Genomic DNA, 14474 nt, shown 5'->3' on the forward strand with positions numbered 1-14474 from the left:
ATGAACCTGCGACCCGTTCCATGGACCCGGCAATCCTGTCGGAAGCGACTGCCGGATCGCACGGGACGTTTGCCGCGACCCTGCGCCGCAGGCGGGCGCGCAGCCGGGCACATCCGGGCACGCTCAGCTTCCTGCCTCGCCTGGACGCCGTCGGCGGCCATCTGATCGGCGTGCAGGCGGACCTGCAGGCGATCGATCCGCTTCCGCGCCTGGCCTCGACGCGCGCCATCGGTCGCGCCACGGGGGCGAGGGGACGCCGGACTGCCGCATCGCTCCAGCAGATTCGCGATCGCGATGTGCTGCGCCTTGCCTGCCGTGCGGCGGCGTCCTGGCCGGAGGCGGTGCGCCTCATGATCGCATTGTCCGATCACGCGGCACCGCATTCGGATTTCGCATCCGAACTGCGCGACATGCTGCAGGAGACCGGCCTGCCGCCCGCACGGCTCGATCTCGCCTTTGCCGAGGACGGATTGGCAGCGGACGATCCCGCGCTGCATCCGATGCTGGCGGCCATGCGTGATTGCGGCATCGGCATCTTCTGGTCGGGTTTCGGCGGCGGCACGTCCAGCCTGACGTTGCTGCGCGATCTCGCGGATGCCGGCCTCATCAGCGGTGTCCAGCTGGACGCAGGCGTCCTGTGCACCAGCCCGGTCCAGTGGCGCGACAAGGCGCTGTTGGGTGAAGACGCGCCGTCGGCTGCGTTCTTCGCAGCCGAGATCGCGGCCATCCGTGCACTGGGCCTGCGAATACGCCTGGTCGGTGTCGATCGGCCACAGGCACTGGCCTTTGCCGGCAGCACCGGGTTTGACGAAGTTTCGGGCATGCTGGTCGCGCCGATGCAGAGCGAGACCGATTTTCTGGCTGAGGTGAACGGGGATGCGGACGCAGGCAAAGGACCTGCAAGGCGGAAATCTCGCAGGCCTGCGTGAACAGGGTCGATGTTCACCGTGCCCGCTGCATGAGCACGAGGCCGAAGCGCGAACAATACATCGTTCCGGCATGTGATAACGCAGAGGGTGTCGCTGGCCCCCTCGCATGTGGGGGCCAGCGTTTGTGCGGCCTTAGAGCGGCGCGCTCTCGACAAGCACGATCTCCGCATCATCAAGAGCACGGAGCGCTATGAACGACGTCTCCGCGATCGCCGCTCCGTCGCGCGGGTTCAGTGTGGCTGATGCACCTTCGACCTCGATTGCAACGCGACCCACCGACGGCACGAGATAGGCCAGCCTGTCGCGGTCGAGTTCGTAGCGAACCTGCTCTCCCTGGCGGAGACGTACGCCTGACAGCCGTGCATCCGAACGGATCGGAAGGACATCCGGATCTCCCGCATCGCGCGGATCACCCGAAGCCAGCAGCGCGAAGCGCCCGTTGCGCGCGTCCTTCGGAAACGGCCGCGTATCCCAGCGCGGTGCCTCGCCCGCACGATCCGGCAGCAGCCAGATCTGGAACAGGGTCGTCGGTTCCGCTTCGGCATTGGCCTCGCTGTGAACGATCCCCGTTCCCGCCGACATCACCTGCACGTCGCCGGCCAGCGTCCGGCCCTTATGGCCCAGGCTGTCTTCGTGCGTGATCGCGCCGGTCCGCACATAGGTGATGATTTCCATGTCCCGGTGCGGATGTGGCGGAAAGCCGGTGTCGGGCGCAATCTCGTCATCGTTCCAGACGCGCAGCCGGCCCCAGTTCATCCGGTTCCGGTCGTGATAGCTGCCGAACGAGAAATGGTGGCGTGCGTGCAGCCAGCCGTGATCGGCACCGCCGAGAGAGGCAAAAGGTCTGATGTCCAACATGAGGGCAATCCTCCGTCGCGTTTCGATCCTGCGGATATAGGCGCTTGGGTATCGTCAAGAAACGGCAATCACGCTACCAAACAGTTTCCATTTCTTGACAGGTGGTACGCATGGCCCGTTTGCCGGATCTCGAGGCGTGGGCGATCTTCGCCAAGATTGCCGAAACAGGATCGTTCGCCGCTGCGGCGCGGGCGCTCAGCCTGTCGCGGCCAACGGTGTCCAAGGCGATCGCACGGCTCGAACACCGGCTGCGTGGCGCGTTGTTCGTGCGGGGCGCGCGCCGTGCCACGCTGACACAGGCCGGACGCGCCGCCATCGCGCATGCAAGCGCCTTGCTTCATGAGGGGGAGGTTCTGGAAGCCACCCTGCGTGACGATCTCGCCTCACCCGCAGGGCTCGTGCGGCTGACCGTCCCCGTCTCCTTCGGAATCGCGCACGTTGCGCCTTTGATCGCGGGATTTCTGCGGGCCTATCCGGGTATCGAGCTCGACGTCGACCTGCGCGACGAAACCGTGGATCTCGGCACCGGCGCCTTCGATCTCGCGGTCCGGATCGGCCGCCCTGAGGCCGCCAATCTCCCACCGCCGGTCTGCACGGTTGCGCGCCTGCTGGTGGCAAGCCCTCTCTATCTTTCGAGATATGGCACGCCGCAGATGCCTGAGGATCTGGCGCAGCATGCGGCGATCGGGTTCAGCCAGACACAGGCCCCGGACCTGGTGCGCCTGCATCATGCTCGTCTTGGCGAACGCAGCATGCGGCTGCGCACGCGGATGCGCGCCAATAACGGTGACGTCGCGCTCCCTGCCTTGCTGGATGGGGTAGGGCTGGCCGTGCTCCCCCATTTCATGGTGGCGGAAGCCCTGCGCGACGGCCAACTGGTGCGTCTGCTACCAGAGTGGCGGATCGCACCGCTGCATCTGCGGCTGCTGGTTCCGGGCGACAATCCAAGCGCTCCGGTCATCCCTGCACGCATACGCGCCCTGCGTGATTGGCTGGCACGCGGACTGGCCACAGATGAAATCCCCGTGTCATAGTCACGGGCAATTGTTCTGAAGCTCGCTGAAAGACCGCCGAAGCCATGGATTACGACGCCTATTTCCGCTCAGCACTCGATGGTCTGCGTGCTGACGGCAGCTATCGCTACTTTGCGGAGCTGGAGCGACGTGCCGGGAACTTCCCTCGGGCATTCCACCATGGGATCGGCCGCGAAGTGACGGTCTGGTGCTCGAACGACTATCTGGGCATGGGACAGCATCCGGCCGTTCTCGAAGCCATGCACAAGGGCCTCGACGAAGGCGGCGCCGGTGCCGGTGGAACGCGCAACATCTCGGGCACCAACCACTATCACGTGGCGCTCGAGGCCGAACTCGCCAGCCTCCACGGCAAGGAAGCGGCCCTCCTGTTCAACTCGGGTTATCTGTCGAACTGGGCGACACTCGGCACGATTGCCGCGCGACTGCACAACTGCGTTGTCCTGTCGGATGCGGCGAACCACGCTTCCATGATCGAGGGCATCCGTCATTCCCGCGCCGAGAAGCAGATCTTCCGCCATAACGATGTGGAGGACCTGGAAGCGCGCCTGAAGGCGCTGCCGCGCGACGTGCCCAAGATCATTGCCTTCGAATCCGTCTATTCGATGGATGGCGATATCGCGCCGATCGAGCAGTTCTGCGATCTGGCCGACCAATATGGCGCGATGACCTACCTGGACGAGGTGCACGCCGTCGGTCTCTACGGCCACCAGGGCGGCGGCATCGCCGAGCAGCGCGGTATCGCGCACCGTCTCGATGTGATCGAAGGGACGCTGGGCAAGGGCTTCGGCGTGGTCGGCGGGTATATCAGCGGCAGCGCCGCGCTGTGCGATTTCGTGCGCAGCTTCGCATCAGGCTTCATCTTCTCGACGGCACTTCCTCCGATGATCGCGGCCGGCGCGCTTGCCAGCGTGCGTCATCTGCGCAGCAGCCAGGCCGAGCGTGACGGCCACGCCCGCGCCGTCGCGTCCCTGCGTGCGAGGCTGGACGCGGCGCGCATCCCGCATCTGGCCAACCCGAGCCATATCGTGCCGGTCATCGTGGGCGATGCGGAACGCTGCCGGATGCTGTCCGATCGGCTGCTGGAGCGGTTCGGCCACTATATCCAGCCCATCAACTACCCGACGGTTCCGCGCGGTACGGAGCGCCTGCGCATAACGCCGGGTCCCTTGCACACCGATGCCGATATCGAGGATCTGGCGCAGGCTCTCGCGACGTTGTGGCAGGAACACGATCTGGCCCTTGCGGCGTAAAAGGCATCACGCGTCATAACGAGAATGAACTCTCTGTAACCTTCTCACGTTCTTCTTTTGATGACACTGCGGATCGGGCTTTCCGGTCCGCCAGATCGAAGGAGACGTGATCGCGATGTGCATGTTCTTCTTTCAGGTGCTTGGCGAATATCGCGCTCACCAGACGCACCAAAAAAACAGACAGGCCCCGACACGGCCTGTCGCGCGCGCCCGCATCGTGCTTGTGAATGATGCAGTGGCGGGATCAATAGCGATGACATCGCGGCATGATTTCGATGCGGAGGCCGGGCACAAGCCGAAAAGGACCGGCGGCAGACCGAAACCGGCAGCTGTTGCCTAGTGCATGACGCGATCTGTATCTGATCGTTTCGGAATCGTTTGACGGTCTGGTCTCGCCGCGCCCATGGTCGTGCGATGCATGCCTCCACCCGAGAGCCGTCATCACCGTTCCACGCGTCCGAGATCCGTGAACTGGCGGAGCGTTTTGGCAAGGCGGCCACCCTGTGCGTAGGCCTCGCGGCGGAGAACCAGCACGACGAGCTGGTGGACGCCAGTGCCGAGCTGATCCTCATCCTGCGCCGGATCTGGCGGATTCGTCATGTTGCGCCGGAAGAAGTCTGGACGGAACTCGATCACCGCCTGCAGCTCGGAACCCTGTTGCTTCGACTTCAGCAGGACGCGAGACGCCTCCCGCGCCGAGGCAAGGGCCACTGGCACCCTGGCTCGACCAAGCTGCCTTGAGCCCTCCGAGAGAGGCAGATCAACTGCGTATCCGTAGTGTCCGAAGCATCGTTGCCGGCGCCGGTGCTGGCTTCTGACACGCGCGACACGATGCGGCTGTTATCGCCAAGGCCGTACCATTCCACCCCCGTCGCTCGACTGATGGTGTCAGTGCTGATCTCTTCCTATATCGACGTCATGAACCGGATGGAGAGGGTGACGGCGTGATTGTGACGAGTGCCGATGCAGTGGCGCTGACGATCCTGGCCCTTTCAGCGATCTGGGGGCTGGTCCGCGGCTTCGTGACCGAAGCACTGAGCCTTGGGGCGTGGATCGGGGCCATCGTCTGCGCGTTCTGGTTCTATCCGCTGACGCTTCCCTACATCACGCCTCATCTGCCGGACCATCCAGTTGCCGTGGGCGTGGGGTTCGCCGTAGTCTTCGTGCTTGCCCTGATCCTGCTGTCCATGATCGCCAATGCGGTCGGGCAGGGGCTGCGCGTCGTGCTGGCCGGTGGACCGGATCGCCTTCTGGGGGCCGTCTTCGGCATCGCGCGCGGCTACATGGTCCTTGTCGTGCTGTTCATCGCACTCCATCTGGTATCTCATGGATGGCTCGACGCCCTGATGAGCGGGAGCCAGCTCGGCCCCTACATCGCGCGCGGTGCCGCCTGGCTGCAGGCTTCAGCCGGCGGGTGGATCCCGACATCGATCAACGCGCCGCCGCTGTGGTCGTCAGGCATCTGGAGTCACGGATAAGCTTGCGTTCAGCCGGACGCTGGGCCATGACGCGCCCTTGGCGCGGCGCAGGCCGCCAACCGTTGCCCGCAATGTCCCGGGGAGTGTTGCACGATGACCGTCAGTCAAGTGTCGTCCGATATCGGTCGACCTTACGAGGAATGCGGGGTCTTCGGCGTCTGGGGCGCGCCCGATGCGGCGGCCCTTGCTGCGCTCGGCCTGCATGCGCTGCAGCATCGCGGGCAGGAGGCGGCGGGAATCGTCTCCCATGACCGCGAGCGCTTCTATCAGCACAAGGGACTTGGGCTCGTCGGCGAGGTCTTCGGGGACCAGCGCACGATCGCGACCCTGCCGGGCGATGCGGCCATCGCCCACAACCGGTATGCCACGACAGGCGCGACACTCCTGCGCAACGTGCAGCCTCTCTACGCCGATTTCGAGTTCGGCGGCCTCGCGGTGGCGCATAACGGTAACCTGACCAATGCTGCGACGCTGCGTCAGGCCTTGGTCCGCCGCGGTTGCCTGTTTCAGTCGACGACCGATACCGAGGTCTTCGTCCATCTCATCGCCATCTCGCTCTACGCCAATGTGCTCGACCGGCTGATCGATGCGGTCAAGCAGGTGAAGGGCGCGTATTCGCTCATCGCCCTGACCGAGGACGGCATGGTGGGCCTGCGTGATCCGCTGGGCGTCAGGCCGCTGATCCTGGGCCGGATGCCGGGCAACGGCGCATGGGTCTTCGCAAGCGAGACCTGCGCGCTGGACATCATCGGCGCGGAATTCGTGCGCGATGTGGAGCCGGGCGAAATCGTCGTCATCAACGCGGGCGGCCTGCGTTCGATCAAGCCGTTCGCCGAGTCCGGTTCGCGCTTCTGCGTGTTCGAATACATCTATTTCGCGCGGCCCGATTCGGTCCTGGAAGGCCATCCCGTCTATCAGGCACGCAAGCAGATCGGCATCGAGCTTGCGCGCGCGAGTGCCGTCGATGCTGATGTCGTCGTGCCGGTGCCGGACTCCGGTGTGCCGTCGGCCATGGGCTACGCGGCCGAGAGCGGCATTCCGTTCGAGCTGGGCATCATCCGCAATCACTATGTCGGCCGCACCTTCATCGAGCCGACGGATCAGATCCGCAATCTAGGCGTGCGCATGAAGCACTCCGCAAACCGCGCGGTGCTCGAAGGCCAGCGCGTGATCCTCGTGGACGATTCGATCGTGCGCGGGACGACTTCGCGCAAGATCGTCGACATGGTGCGCGCGGCCGGCGCGCGCGAAGTGCACATGCGCATCTCGTCTCCGCCGACGATCCATCCCTGCTTCTATGGGATCGATACGCCCGAAGAGAGCAAGCTTCTGGCCGCGACCCACAGCATGGAACAGATGCGCGAACTGATCGGCGTGGACAGCCTCGCCTTCATCAGCTTCGACGGGCTTTATCGTGCGCTGGGCTATGAGAACCGGGGCGCCGCGCAGGGCCACTACTGCGACGCATGTTTCACGGGAGACTATCCGATCTCGCTGGTCGATCGGGACGGCGCTCTGGTCGCCTGACGACCGGAGGCCGATTTTCAAGTCACGCAAAGATCTCGCGTGACTTGAGGATCAGCGCGATGAAGCGTTCGGTCATCGCCTGGAAGACATAGCGGCCATCTTCGGCCAGGAAATTCATCCAGGCGTCCATTTCGATGATCAGGCTGCGCGAATCGTCTTCGAAATCGATGAAATAGGCCTTTGCCCAGCGATATTTCGCTGTGTAGTCATGGCAGGACTCGAGCGTTGCCGTCGTGTCGGCCGTCTCGAAATGGGCAGCATATTGCAGGCTGTCCTCATAGATCCGGATGCCGAACTTGTAGCCTTCGGCCGCGGTATAGACGATGGCATCGTCCTGCCGCCGCTCGGCCCGGTAGCCCAGCGCATGCAGCCATTCTATGACGGTGCCGACTTCCATGTCGAGCGCTTCGTCCATGACGCCTCCCGAGGGATGTTGTTGCCGCCGAAGCGGACCCACCGCGGTCTTGCAGTGAAAGCGATGGGGAGATGGGCCGCCGGGACAGCGGTTTAAAGACGGTCAGATCACAGGTGTGAGGAGCGGCTTGCCATCGAAATGGGCATACAGATTGTCCACGACAAGCTTACCCATGGCGGCACGCGTTTCCTGCGTGGCGCTCGCGCGGTGCGCCTGCAACACGACGTTCTCCAGCGCGAAGAACGCCTCCGGGACGTTCGGCTCGTGGGCGAAGACATCGAGGCCCGCGCCCGCGATCCGCTTCTCCTGCAACGCGCTCAGCAGTTCCTGCTCGTCGACTACGCTGCCACGCGCGACGTTGACGAGGAAGCCGTTCGGGCCGAGCGCGTCCAGCACGGCGCGGTTGACCATGTTGTGCGTGGCCGGACCACCCGGCACGACAAGGATCAGGATGTCGGACCATGTTGCGAGCGAGAGCAGGTCGGGCTCGTAACGCAGGGTGCTGTCAGTCTTGCGGCTGCGGTTGAAGTAGGCAACCTCCGTGCCGAAGGCGAGCGCACGGCTGGCGATTGCCTGTCCGATATGGCCAAGACCCGCGATGCCGACCTTCTTGCCCGTGATGCTGCGCTCCAGTGGGATCGGCGTGGTCGGCCAGAGGCCCTTGCGCACGAAGCGGTCGCCGGAAGTGACGCCACGCACGACGTCCAGCATCAGGGCGATGCCGAGATCGGCGACATCGTTGGTCAGCACGCCCTGCGTCGTGGCGACGCCGATGCCCCGGCGCTTCGCCTCCACGAGGTCGATGCGATCCGTGCCGACACCGTTGACGGAGATGACCTCGAGCATCGGCAGCGCAGCCATGATGTCGGGAGCAAGTCCCGAACCGCCGCCGGTCGCGACACCGCGGATCCGGCCGGCAGCATCGCCAAGGGCCGCGATTCCCTCGTATTGATGCAGGACGAAGCGCTCGCGCAGGGCCGCGTCCACGGCCGGCACAACCGGATCGATCAACAGGATTTCAGGCTTCATCGCGGTCTTCATTCCTTTGACTGGGCCGCCCGGCGGACCATGCCGGGGGAGAGGGCGGTCGTGGTGTTAAGCCATAACCGGCAGCGTCCCGGGAGGGCTCAGGCCTTCACCTCCGCGAGCAGTGCCGTCACCATGTCGTGATACGCACTGCCGAAAAGCCGCAGATGCACAAGTGCCGGCCAGAGGCGATAAAGCGTGACCCGCTCCGCAGAGCCCGGCTCGCGCGGGCCATACGCCTCCCAGAAATCGGATGTGGGCCGGGCGAAGAGTGTCAGCATCGCGAAATCGGCCTCGGCATGCCCGATGCAGCAGGCCGGATCGACGAGAGCCGAGATGCGGCCGTCCTTTGCCAGCACATTGCCGCTCCACAGATCGCCGTGCAGTAGGGCGGGCGTCGGACGGGCGGGCAGACGATCGGGTATGGTGCGCGCCAGCGATTCCAGACGACGCGCAATCGCGGGAGCGACATGCGGGACGTGAACAAGGAGACGCTGCTCTGCCCAGAACAGCGCCCAGTCGTCCCGAAAGCCGTTGCCGATGGTCAGGTTTCCGAAGGCGAAGTCACGCGCCCATCCATAATGCCCGGACGGAGCGAGGGCCGTTGGGTCAGCCGCATGCAGCGTGCGCAGCACGCGGCCGAGATCAGTCCAGGCACTGCGCATCGGGTCCGTGCCATCGATCCATTCCAGCACGAGGACCGTATCGTCGACTGCCAGCACCTCGGGTGCCGGTGCGCCTGCGGCGCGCAGGGCCCAAAGCATGTCGGCCTCGATCCGTGGCGCAGGGCCGTTCTTGACGACGACCGGGCGTCCGTCATCGAGCCAGACCGTCATGATCTCGGACAGGTCGCCACCGCCCATCGGCCGCACGCCTGTAATGCCGCTTCCCATCAGGACCGCCGCAGCGCGGGCGAGCTCCATGCCGGACGTCACGGACGTCGCGCCGGCGACTGACCGGGGCGAGGGCCCCACAGACGGTCGGCCAGATGCGCCGCCGCTTCCGACACGTCATCAAGCGTGGTCTCGAACCCGGCGTCAGGGCCGTAATAGGGATCGTCCACTTCTTCTCCCGCGCGGTGAGGGACGGCATCCAGCAACAGCATCACCTTGGCCGTCGAACTCCGGGGCGCCATGCGCCGCAGCCCTGCGAGATGAGAGCGATCGAGCGCCAGAATATGCGTGAAGCGCGTGAAATCGGCCGCCGTTACCTGTCGTGCGCGCTGGCCGTCGATATCGAGGCCACGTCGTCTCGCCGTGGCGCGTGCGCGCCGGTCGGGCGGATCACCGACATGCCACGATCCCAGTGCCGCCGAATCGATCTCGACATGTTCGATGCCACGAATCCTGGCCTCCTCGCGCATCGCACCTTCGGCCAGTGGGGAGCGGCAGATATTGCCGCTGCAGACGAACAGGAGGGCAGGGGCGCGCGTGTCGTCCGGGGTCAATGGATCTCTCTCTTTCAGGACGCGGGCGCGGCGGCTCCAGTCGCCCAGATGAATGCCGCCATGGTCACGATGGCGGTCAGGGTGCCGAAGAACAGGATCGACGCGGCTTCCCGTTCGCGCAGTCCGTAGCGCATGGCCAGGATGACGGTTGCCGAAGCCGTCGGGATCGACATCGTCAGGACGCTCGCCTGCGTCTCATGCGGCGTGAGATGCAGCAGCCATGCGGCGAGAAGTGTCAGCCCCGGGATCAGCATGTTGCGGCAGAAGACGACCCCGGCCACGAGACCGTCGAAGCGCACGCGTCGCGCATACAGAACGATACCGGTTGCAAACAGTGCCGCACCCCCTGTCGCATGGCCGAGCAATCCGACGGACGGCTTGAGCGCCGGCGGCAGATGCAAGCCGCACAGCACCAGGACGAGCGCCAGCAGCGGCGTCCACACAACCGGCTCGCGACAGGAATGAAGGACGTGGGCCCACAATCCCGGGCGCGTTTCGGGATCGCCATGATCCGTCCCGATGAGGATCAGCGTCAGCGGCAGTTGGAACAGGTTCAGCGTCAGGGATCCGGCGGACACCGGAACCGCGCTGGCGGCGCCGAACAGTTGTCCCAGAACCGGAATGCCGATGAAGGGTACGGACGGGTCGCTGATCGCAAAGGCGAACAGGGCGCACTCGCCGGTTCCCATCCGGGTTGCGAGCCGAAGCAGCGCGAACGCGACGAGGAAGCTGGACGCCATGGCGACGATCACCATCGCCGCGACAGGACCTGCTGCGAGGACATGCGCGCGATCCATGCCGAGAATGGCGCCGAACAGGCTCAGCGGCAGCGCGTAGAGCATGACCATGCGGATCAGGACCGAGGCCTGGGCAGGGTCGAACTGACGCCGATAGCCCGCAAAATAGCCGAGACCCAGTGTCACGAGGATGGGCAGAATCGCCTCGATGATGGTCACGGTCAGCGTCAAAGGCCGCGGCCTCCCCGGTTCAGCAGTTTGTGATTGGACCCCTATACCGTTGCCGGTGCCGATCGACCTAGAGGCGATCGCACGGGTGCGCTACAGGCAACCCTTGATCACGGGGTGCGAACGTTTCGCATGCGTCGCGCGTTGGGGCGAAAACCTGCCGGGTCCGGACAGTGTGTCCAGCCATCGCCACGCGAGAGCATGAAGCCCGCGAGAGCCTGAAGAGAGTGACGTGGAACATATCGAGGCATTTCTCATCAGCCTGATCGCCGGACTGTTTTCCCTCATCCTTGCCGCGATTGTCGCGATCGAGCATGCGGCGCGGGGCGTGCTTGCCGGGGTCGGCATCACGGGGTCCGTGCAGACGGCCCTGCTGGCCCTGCTGCTGCTCGGCCTCATCATCGTCGCCCTGCGCCTGTTCGGGCGTCTGTTTGGTGCGTTGATCGCGATCGTGCTGCTGATCGTGCTGGCGCATGCCGTCGTGACGCCGCATAGGGCGGACGTTTCGGCGTCGCAATCGGTCACGATGTAAGGAGGGTGGTGTCCGCGGCGGGATTCGAACCCACGGCCCCAGGATTCATACCACTTCGGCTTTCGCCGCCGCCTTCTTCTGGAAGGCGTTCGTGGTCTGGACTGTCTCTTCGCCCTGGGTCCATCGGACCGGTAGGCGCCACCCGTACAGTCTCTACACCTTCCGGTCCCTGACCTCGACACGAGAGTCGGCGACCGGCTTGGCTCGGGATCGGCACGGCGCGCAAGAAGCACCAGAGCGTTCCCCGACTTTGAGCGGATCCGTCGCGCGGTTTCCCCTCGCGACGCCCAATTTTGCCTTTCGTGCGGCACGAAGCCGTCCGACGGGCGTTTCAGGAATCCTGTGCTCTATCCGGCTGAGCTACGCGGACACACACATGCCATGCTATAACCAAAGGGGAAGAACCCGACAAGAAGCGCGTGCCGCACCCCGGCGCACACGCCGGCGGAATGCTGTCAAACGGCCAAAATCACCAAAGAATGGTATAGAATCGTTAATAGCGCCAAGCGGGGCACTCAAGCATAGACAAACGCCGTTATTTCCATCATCACCCGCACTTGTCTGCCGCTGCATCATGCGTGCCGGTCAATTGAATCGTCGTTTTTCCGGGCCCGGTCTTGGATCGTGTCGCCTTGGCAAGAATCTTCCTTCGGTCGGTTCTTGAAGATTGGCTGGATGGATGTCGCTTGCGGAATAGGGTGGGGGGCGTGCCAATGAACAGGCTTGCAAGCGGAAAGCTGCCTGCGACCGATACGGCGCTCCTGCGCCTGCGACTGCTTGGCCGAATGGAGGCCACCAACCTGACCGGCGACAGCGTCCTGCCGATCGGTGGGAAGACACGCGGCCTGCTCGCCATTCTGGCACTTGGAGACCGCAAACCCGTCACGCGCGCAAGGCTTGCCGAACTGCTGTGGAGCCGACGCCCCGACGATCTCGCGCGCGCATCCCTGCGGCAGGAAATTCATCGCCTGCTCGATGCGCTGAGCCCGCTCGGCGTCGACGTGATCGACGTGCAACGCCATGCGCTCGCGCTCAAGCCCGCGCTCACATCGGTCGATGCGGAACGCGTGCTGACCATGACGGCGCGTACGCTCGACCTGACGCCTCAGGCTGGCGACGTCCTTCTCGGGGAACTCAACGGGCTCGATCCGATGTTCGACGAGTGGCTGTCGGAGCAGCGCGCGCGCATCCTGCGCCATGTCCGTGCGGTGATCGAAGGCATCCTTCGCGAGAGCGCGGACCCGGCTGCGATCGCCGATGCGGCCGAGCGCCTGCTCGGGCTGGACGAGTTGAACGAGGTCGCCTGGCGTGCCCGGCTCGATGCGGCCCAGCGCCGGGAAGAACATGGCGAAGCCATCCGCATCGCCGATCTCTGCATCGATGCCTTCCAGGCCCATCTCGGCGCCCAGCCGGGGCCGGAGACAATGGCGGCGATCCAGGCGGTACGAAACGGCCGGAGCATTGCCGGCGCACCCGGCCAGACCAGCGCTGGAAGTGCCGAACGCGCCGAAGGCAGCGCGCCCTGGAATCCTGCCCGGTCTGCGACACCTGCGATTCGTCCCGGCACGCTTCAGGCAACGGCCCTTTTCGTGGCGCCGGTCTCCCTGCAGGGAAGCGGCGCCGACGTTGCAGGATACGACGCGCTTTCCGAGGATCTGTCCGACACGCTGGATATCGCCCTGTCGCAGTTCGGCATGGTGAGCGTCGTCAGTCAGTCCGATCCCCTGCTGTCCGATCCGCGCCACGGCGTCGCGCCGGGCACGGACTATGTCCTCAACGCGATCCTTCGTCCCCCCGCGCGGCGCGGGACCGTGATCGCACCGCCGCATGGCGGCGGACCGTCCGCCTATGCCGCCGTGGACGAAAGCGCTGCCGATCCGGGCGGCGCACCTGCCGCTGCGGGCGATCGCGTTGCCGCCGCGCGTCTCGTGCTGCGCCTGCTCGATCTTCGTGATGGGGCGACCGGTCATGGGGGCGCCGGAACGGGGGCGATCGCGTGGGCGATGCGTGTGGATCTGCCGGCGGACATCGCGGCCCGCGAGGCGTTCATCGAACAGCTGGCGATCGAGATCGGCTGGTCCCTGATGCTGATCGAGGCGCGGCGCGCATTGCCGCGGCCGAGCGCGGATCTGGCCCCGAGCGCGCTTGCCCTGCGCGCAGTGCTCCTGCTTCTGCGCCGCGACCCGCTTCTGTTCGACGACTGCGCGCAGATGCTCGAACTGGCGGTCCAGCGGGATGCGCAGCAGCCGATGATCTGGGTGGGGCTGACGTTCCTGCGCCTGTTTTCGGGTTTCGAAGGGGACGCATCAGCGTTCGAGGGAGCGTGCGATGCGGCGCAGGCTCTGGCCTCTCATCTGCCCGACTCGATGCTGGCCAGTATTCTGCTCGGCCTCGCACTCACCATGTCGCCTGGACGTCAGGCGCAAGGTGGCGCGGTCCTCGCACGTTATGTGGAACGGGCAGGCACGGTGTCGGGCGGCCTGATCGGCCCCAGGCTGGCGGAGCCGGCACTGATGCTGCAGCGGGTGATCGCGGGCGAGCATGCCGCCGCCGCAGTCCTGTTCGATCGCTTCCAGGCGAGCCGTGTCGGCCATTCGGCGGATGCGATCGCCGATCCGCTCGGTCTGCTGGTTGCCGTGCTCTGCGATCGCCTGGAGGAAGCGCTCAGCCTCGGACGCGTGCTGGTCAGCCAGTACCCGCGCCAGACGCTGCCTCTGATCGCAACGCTTGCAGCACTCGGCGGGACCGGGAATGTGAAGAAAGGTGATAGCGAGGTCGCCGCATTGCGCGCGCAGCTTGAGCGTCTTCATCGCGGAATGGACGCAGCCCGTGCCGTGAGAGGCCTTGTCTTTCTGCCGGAAGCGGATCGCGCGCGCCTGGTCACATACCTGCAGCGCGCCGGACTGGCCTGACCACGCGCCCTGCGCTTGGCGATTGTTGCGCCACAGGATAAGAAAGCGACCGTCCGCGCTCATCGCCGAGGGGCGTGGGACCGCGCCCGATGCGACGGGCG

The 14474-nt window shown here is 65.4% G+C and carries 14 protein-coding genes; 8 read left to right on the plus strand and 6 right to left on the minus strand.

The window, feature by feature from the left end; genetic code table 11:
• Positions 1–20 precede the first annotated feature (20 nt).
• Complete coding sequence (locus B8446_RS04415) at positions 21–929, plus strand: EAL domain-containing protein (protein ID WP_048847622.1); 909 nt, start codon at positions 21–23, stop codon at positions 927–929.
• Between the two features lie 132 nt (positions 930–1061).
• On the opposite strand, the gene B8446_RS04420 is transcribed toward B8446_RS04415, so the two are convergent.
• On the minus strand, positions 1062–1787 hold the full coding sequence (locus B8446_RS04420; RefSeq protein WP_048847623.1) for a pirin family protein: 726 nt from the start codon (positions 1785–1787) through the stop codon (positions 1062–1064).
• Between the two features lie 110 nt (positions 1788–1897).
• On the opposite strand from B8446_RS04420, the gene B8446_RS04425 reads away from it, so the two are divergent.
• From B8446_RS04425 to purF, 5 genes are all read left to right on the plus strand, one after another.
• Positions 1898–2821, plus strand: coding sequence for a LysR family transcriptional regulator (locus B8446_RS04425; RefSeq protein WP_048847625.1), 924 nt, complete (start codon positions 1898–1900; stop codon positions 2819–2821).
• A 44-nt stretch (positions 2822–2865) separates the two neighbouring features.
• Positions 2866–4071 (plus strand): 5-aminolevulinate synthase, encoded by a 1206-nt coding sequence (hemA, locus tag B8446_RS04430; protein WP_048847627.1) that lies wholly within the window; start codon positions 2866–2868, stop codon positions 4069–4071.
• Positions 4072–4449: 378 nt separating this feature from the next.
• Positions 4450–4812: a hypothetical protein gene (locus tag B8446_RS15980; protein ID WP_148505839.1), complete on the plus strand. Its 363-nt coding sequence runs from the start codon at positions 4450–4452 to the stop codon at positions 4810–4812.
• A 203-nt stretch (positions 4813–5015) separates the two neighbouring features.
• Positions 5016–5549, plus strand: a complete 534-nt coding sequence (locus B8446_RS04445) for a CvpA family protein (protein ID WP_048847631.1) — start codon at positions 5016–5018, stop codon at positions 5547–5549.
• 93 nt (positions 5550–5642) lie between these two features.
• Positions 5643–7076 (plus strand): amidophosphoribosyltransferase, encoded by a 1434-nt coding sequence (purF, locus tag B8446_RS04450; protein ID WP_048847633.1) that lies wholly within the window; start codon positions 5643–5645, stop codon positions 7074–7076.
• Between the two features lie 22 nt (positions 7077–7098).
• On the opposite strand, the gene B8446_RS04455 is transcribed toward purF, so the two are convergent.
• The 5 genes from B8446_RS04455 to B8446_RS04475 form a co-directional block, all read right to left on the minus strand.
• On the minus strand, positions 7099–7491 hold the full coding sequence (locus B8446_RS04455; RefSeq protein WP_048847634.1) for a YbjN domain-containing protein: 393 nt from the start codon (positions 7489–7491) through the stop codon (positions 7099–7101).
• 102 nt (positions 7492–7593) lie between these two features.
• A complete protein-coding gene (locus B8446_RS04460) occupies positions 7594–8520 on the minus strand; it encodes a 2-hydroxyacid dehydrogenase (protein WP_048847636.1) in 927 nt (308 codons plus the stop codon).
• 98 nt (positions 8521–8618) lie between these two features.
• Positions 8619–9452, minus strand: coding sequence for a fructosamine kinase family protein (locus B8446_RS04465; RefSeq protein WP_241767631.1), 834 nt, complete (start codon positions 9450–9452; stop codon positions 8619–8621).
• Complete coding sequence (locus B8446_RS04470) at positions 9449–9964, minus strand: low molecular weight protein-tyrosine-phosphatase (RefSeq protein ID WP_048847638.1); 516 nt, start codon at positions 9962–9964, stop codon at positions 9449–9451. Before B8446_RS04470 ends, B8446_RS04465 begins: the two co-directional genes overlap by 4 nt.
• 14 nt (positions 9965–9978) lie before the next feature.
• Positions 9979–10932: an AEC family transporter gene (locus B8446_RS04475; RefSeq protein WP_048847640.1), complete on the minus strand. Its 954-nt coding sequence runs from the start codon at positions 10930–10932 to the stop codon at positions 9979–9981.
• A gap of 229 nt (positions 10933–11161) precedes the next feature.
• On the opposite strand from B8446_RS04475, the gene B8446_RS04480 reads away from it, so the two are divergent.
• Both B8446_RS04480 and B8446_RS04485 read left to right on the plus strand, forming a co-directional pair.
• Positions 11162–11461: a hypothetical protein gene (locus B8446_RS04480; protein ID WP_048847642.1), complete on the plus strand. Its 300-nt coding sequence runs from the start codon at positions 11162–11164 to the stop codon at positions 11459–11461.
• Between the two features lie 713 nt (positions 11462–12174).
• A complete protein-coding gene (locus B8446_RS04485) occupies positions 12175–14373 on the plus strand; it encodes an AfsR/SARP family transcriptional regulator (protein ID WP_048847644.1) in 2199 nt (732 codons plus the stop codon).
• The last annotated feature ends 101 nt before the right edge of the window (positions 14374–14474 follow it).

Origin of the sequence: Tanticharoenia sakaeratensis NBRC 103193, assembly GCF_000963885.1 — a bacterium.
Classification (GTDB): domain Bacteria; phylum Pseudomonadota; class Alphaproteobacteria; order Acetobacterales; family Acetobacteraceae; genus Tanticharoenia; species Tanticharoenia sakaeratensis.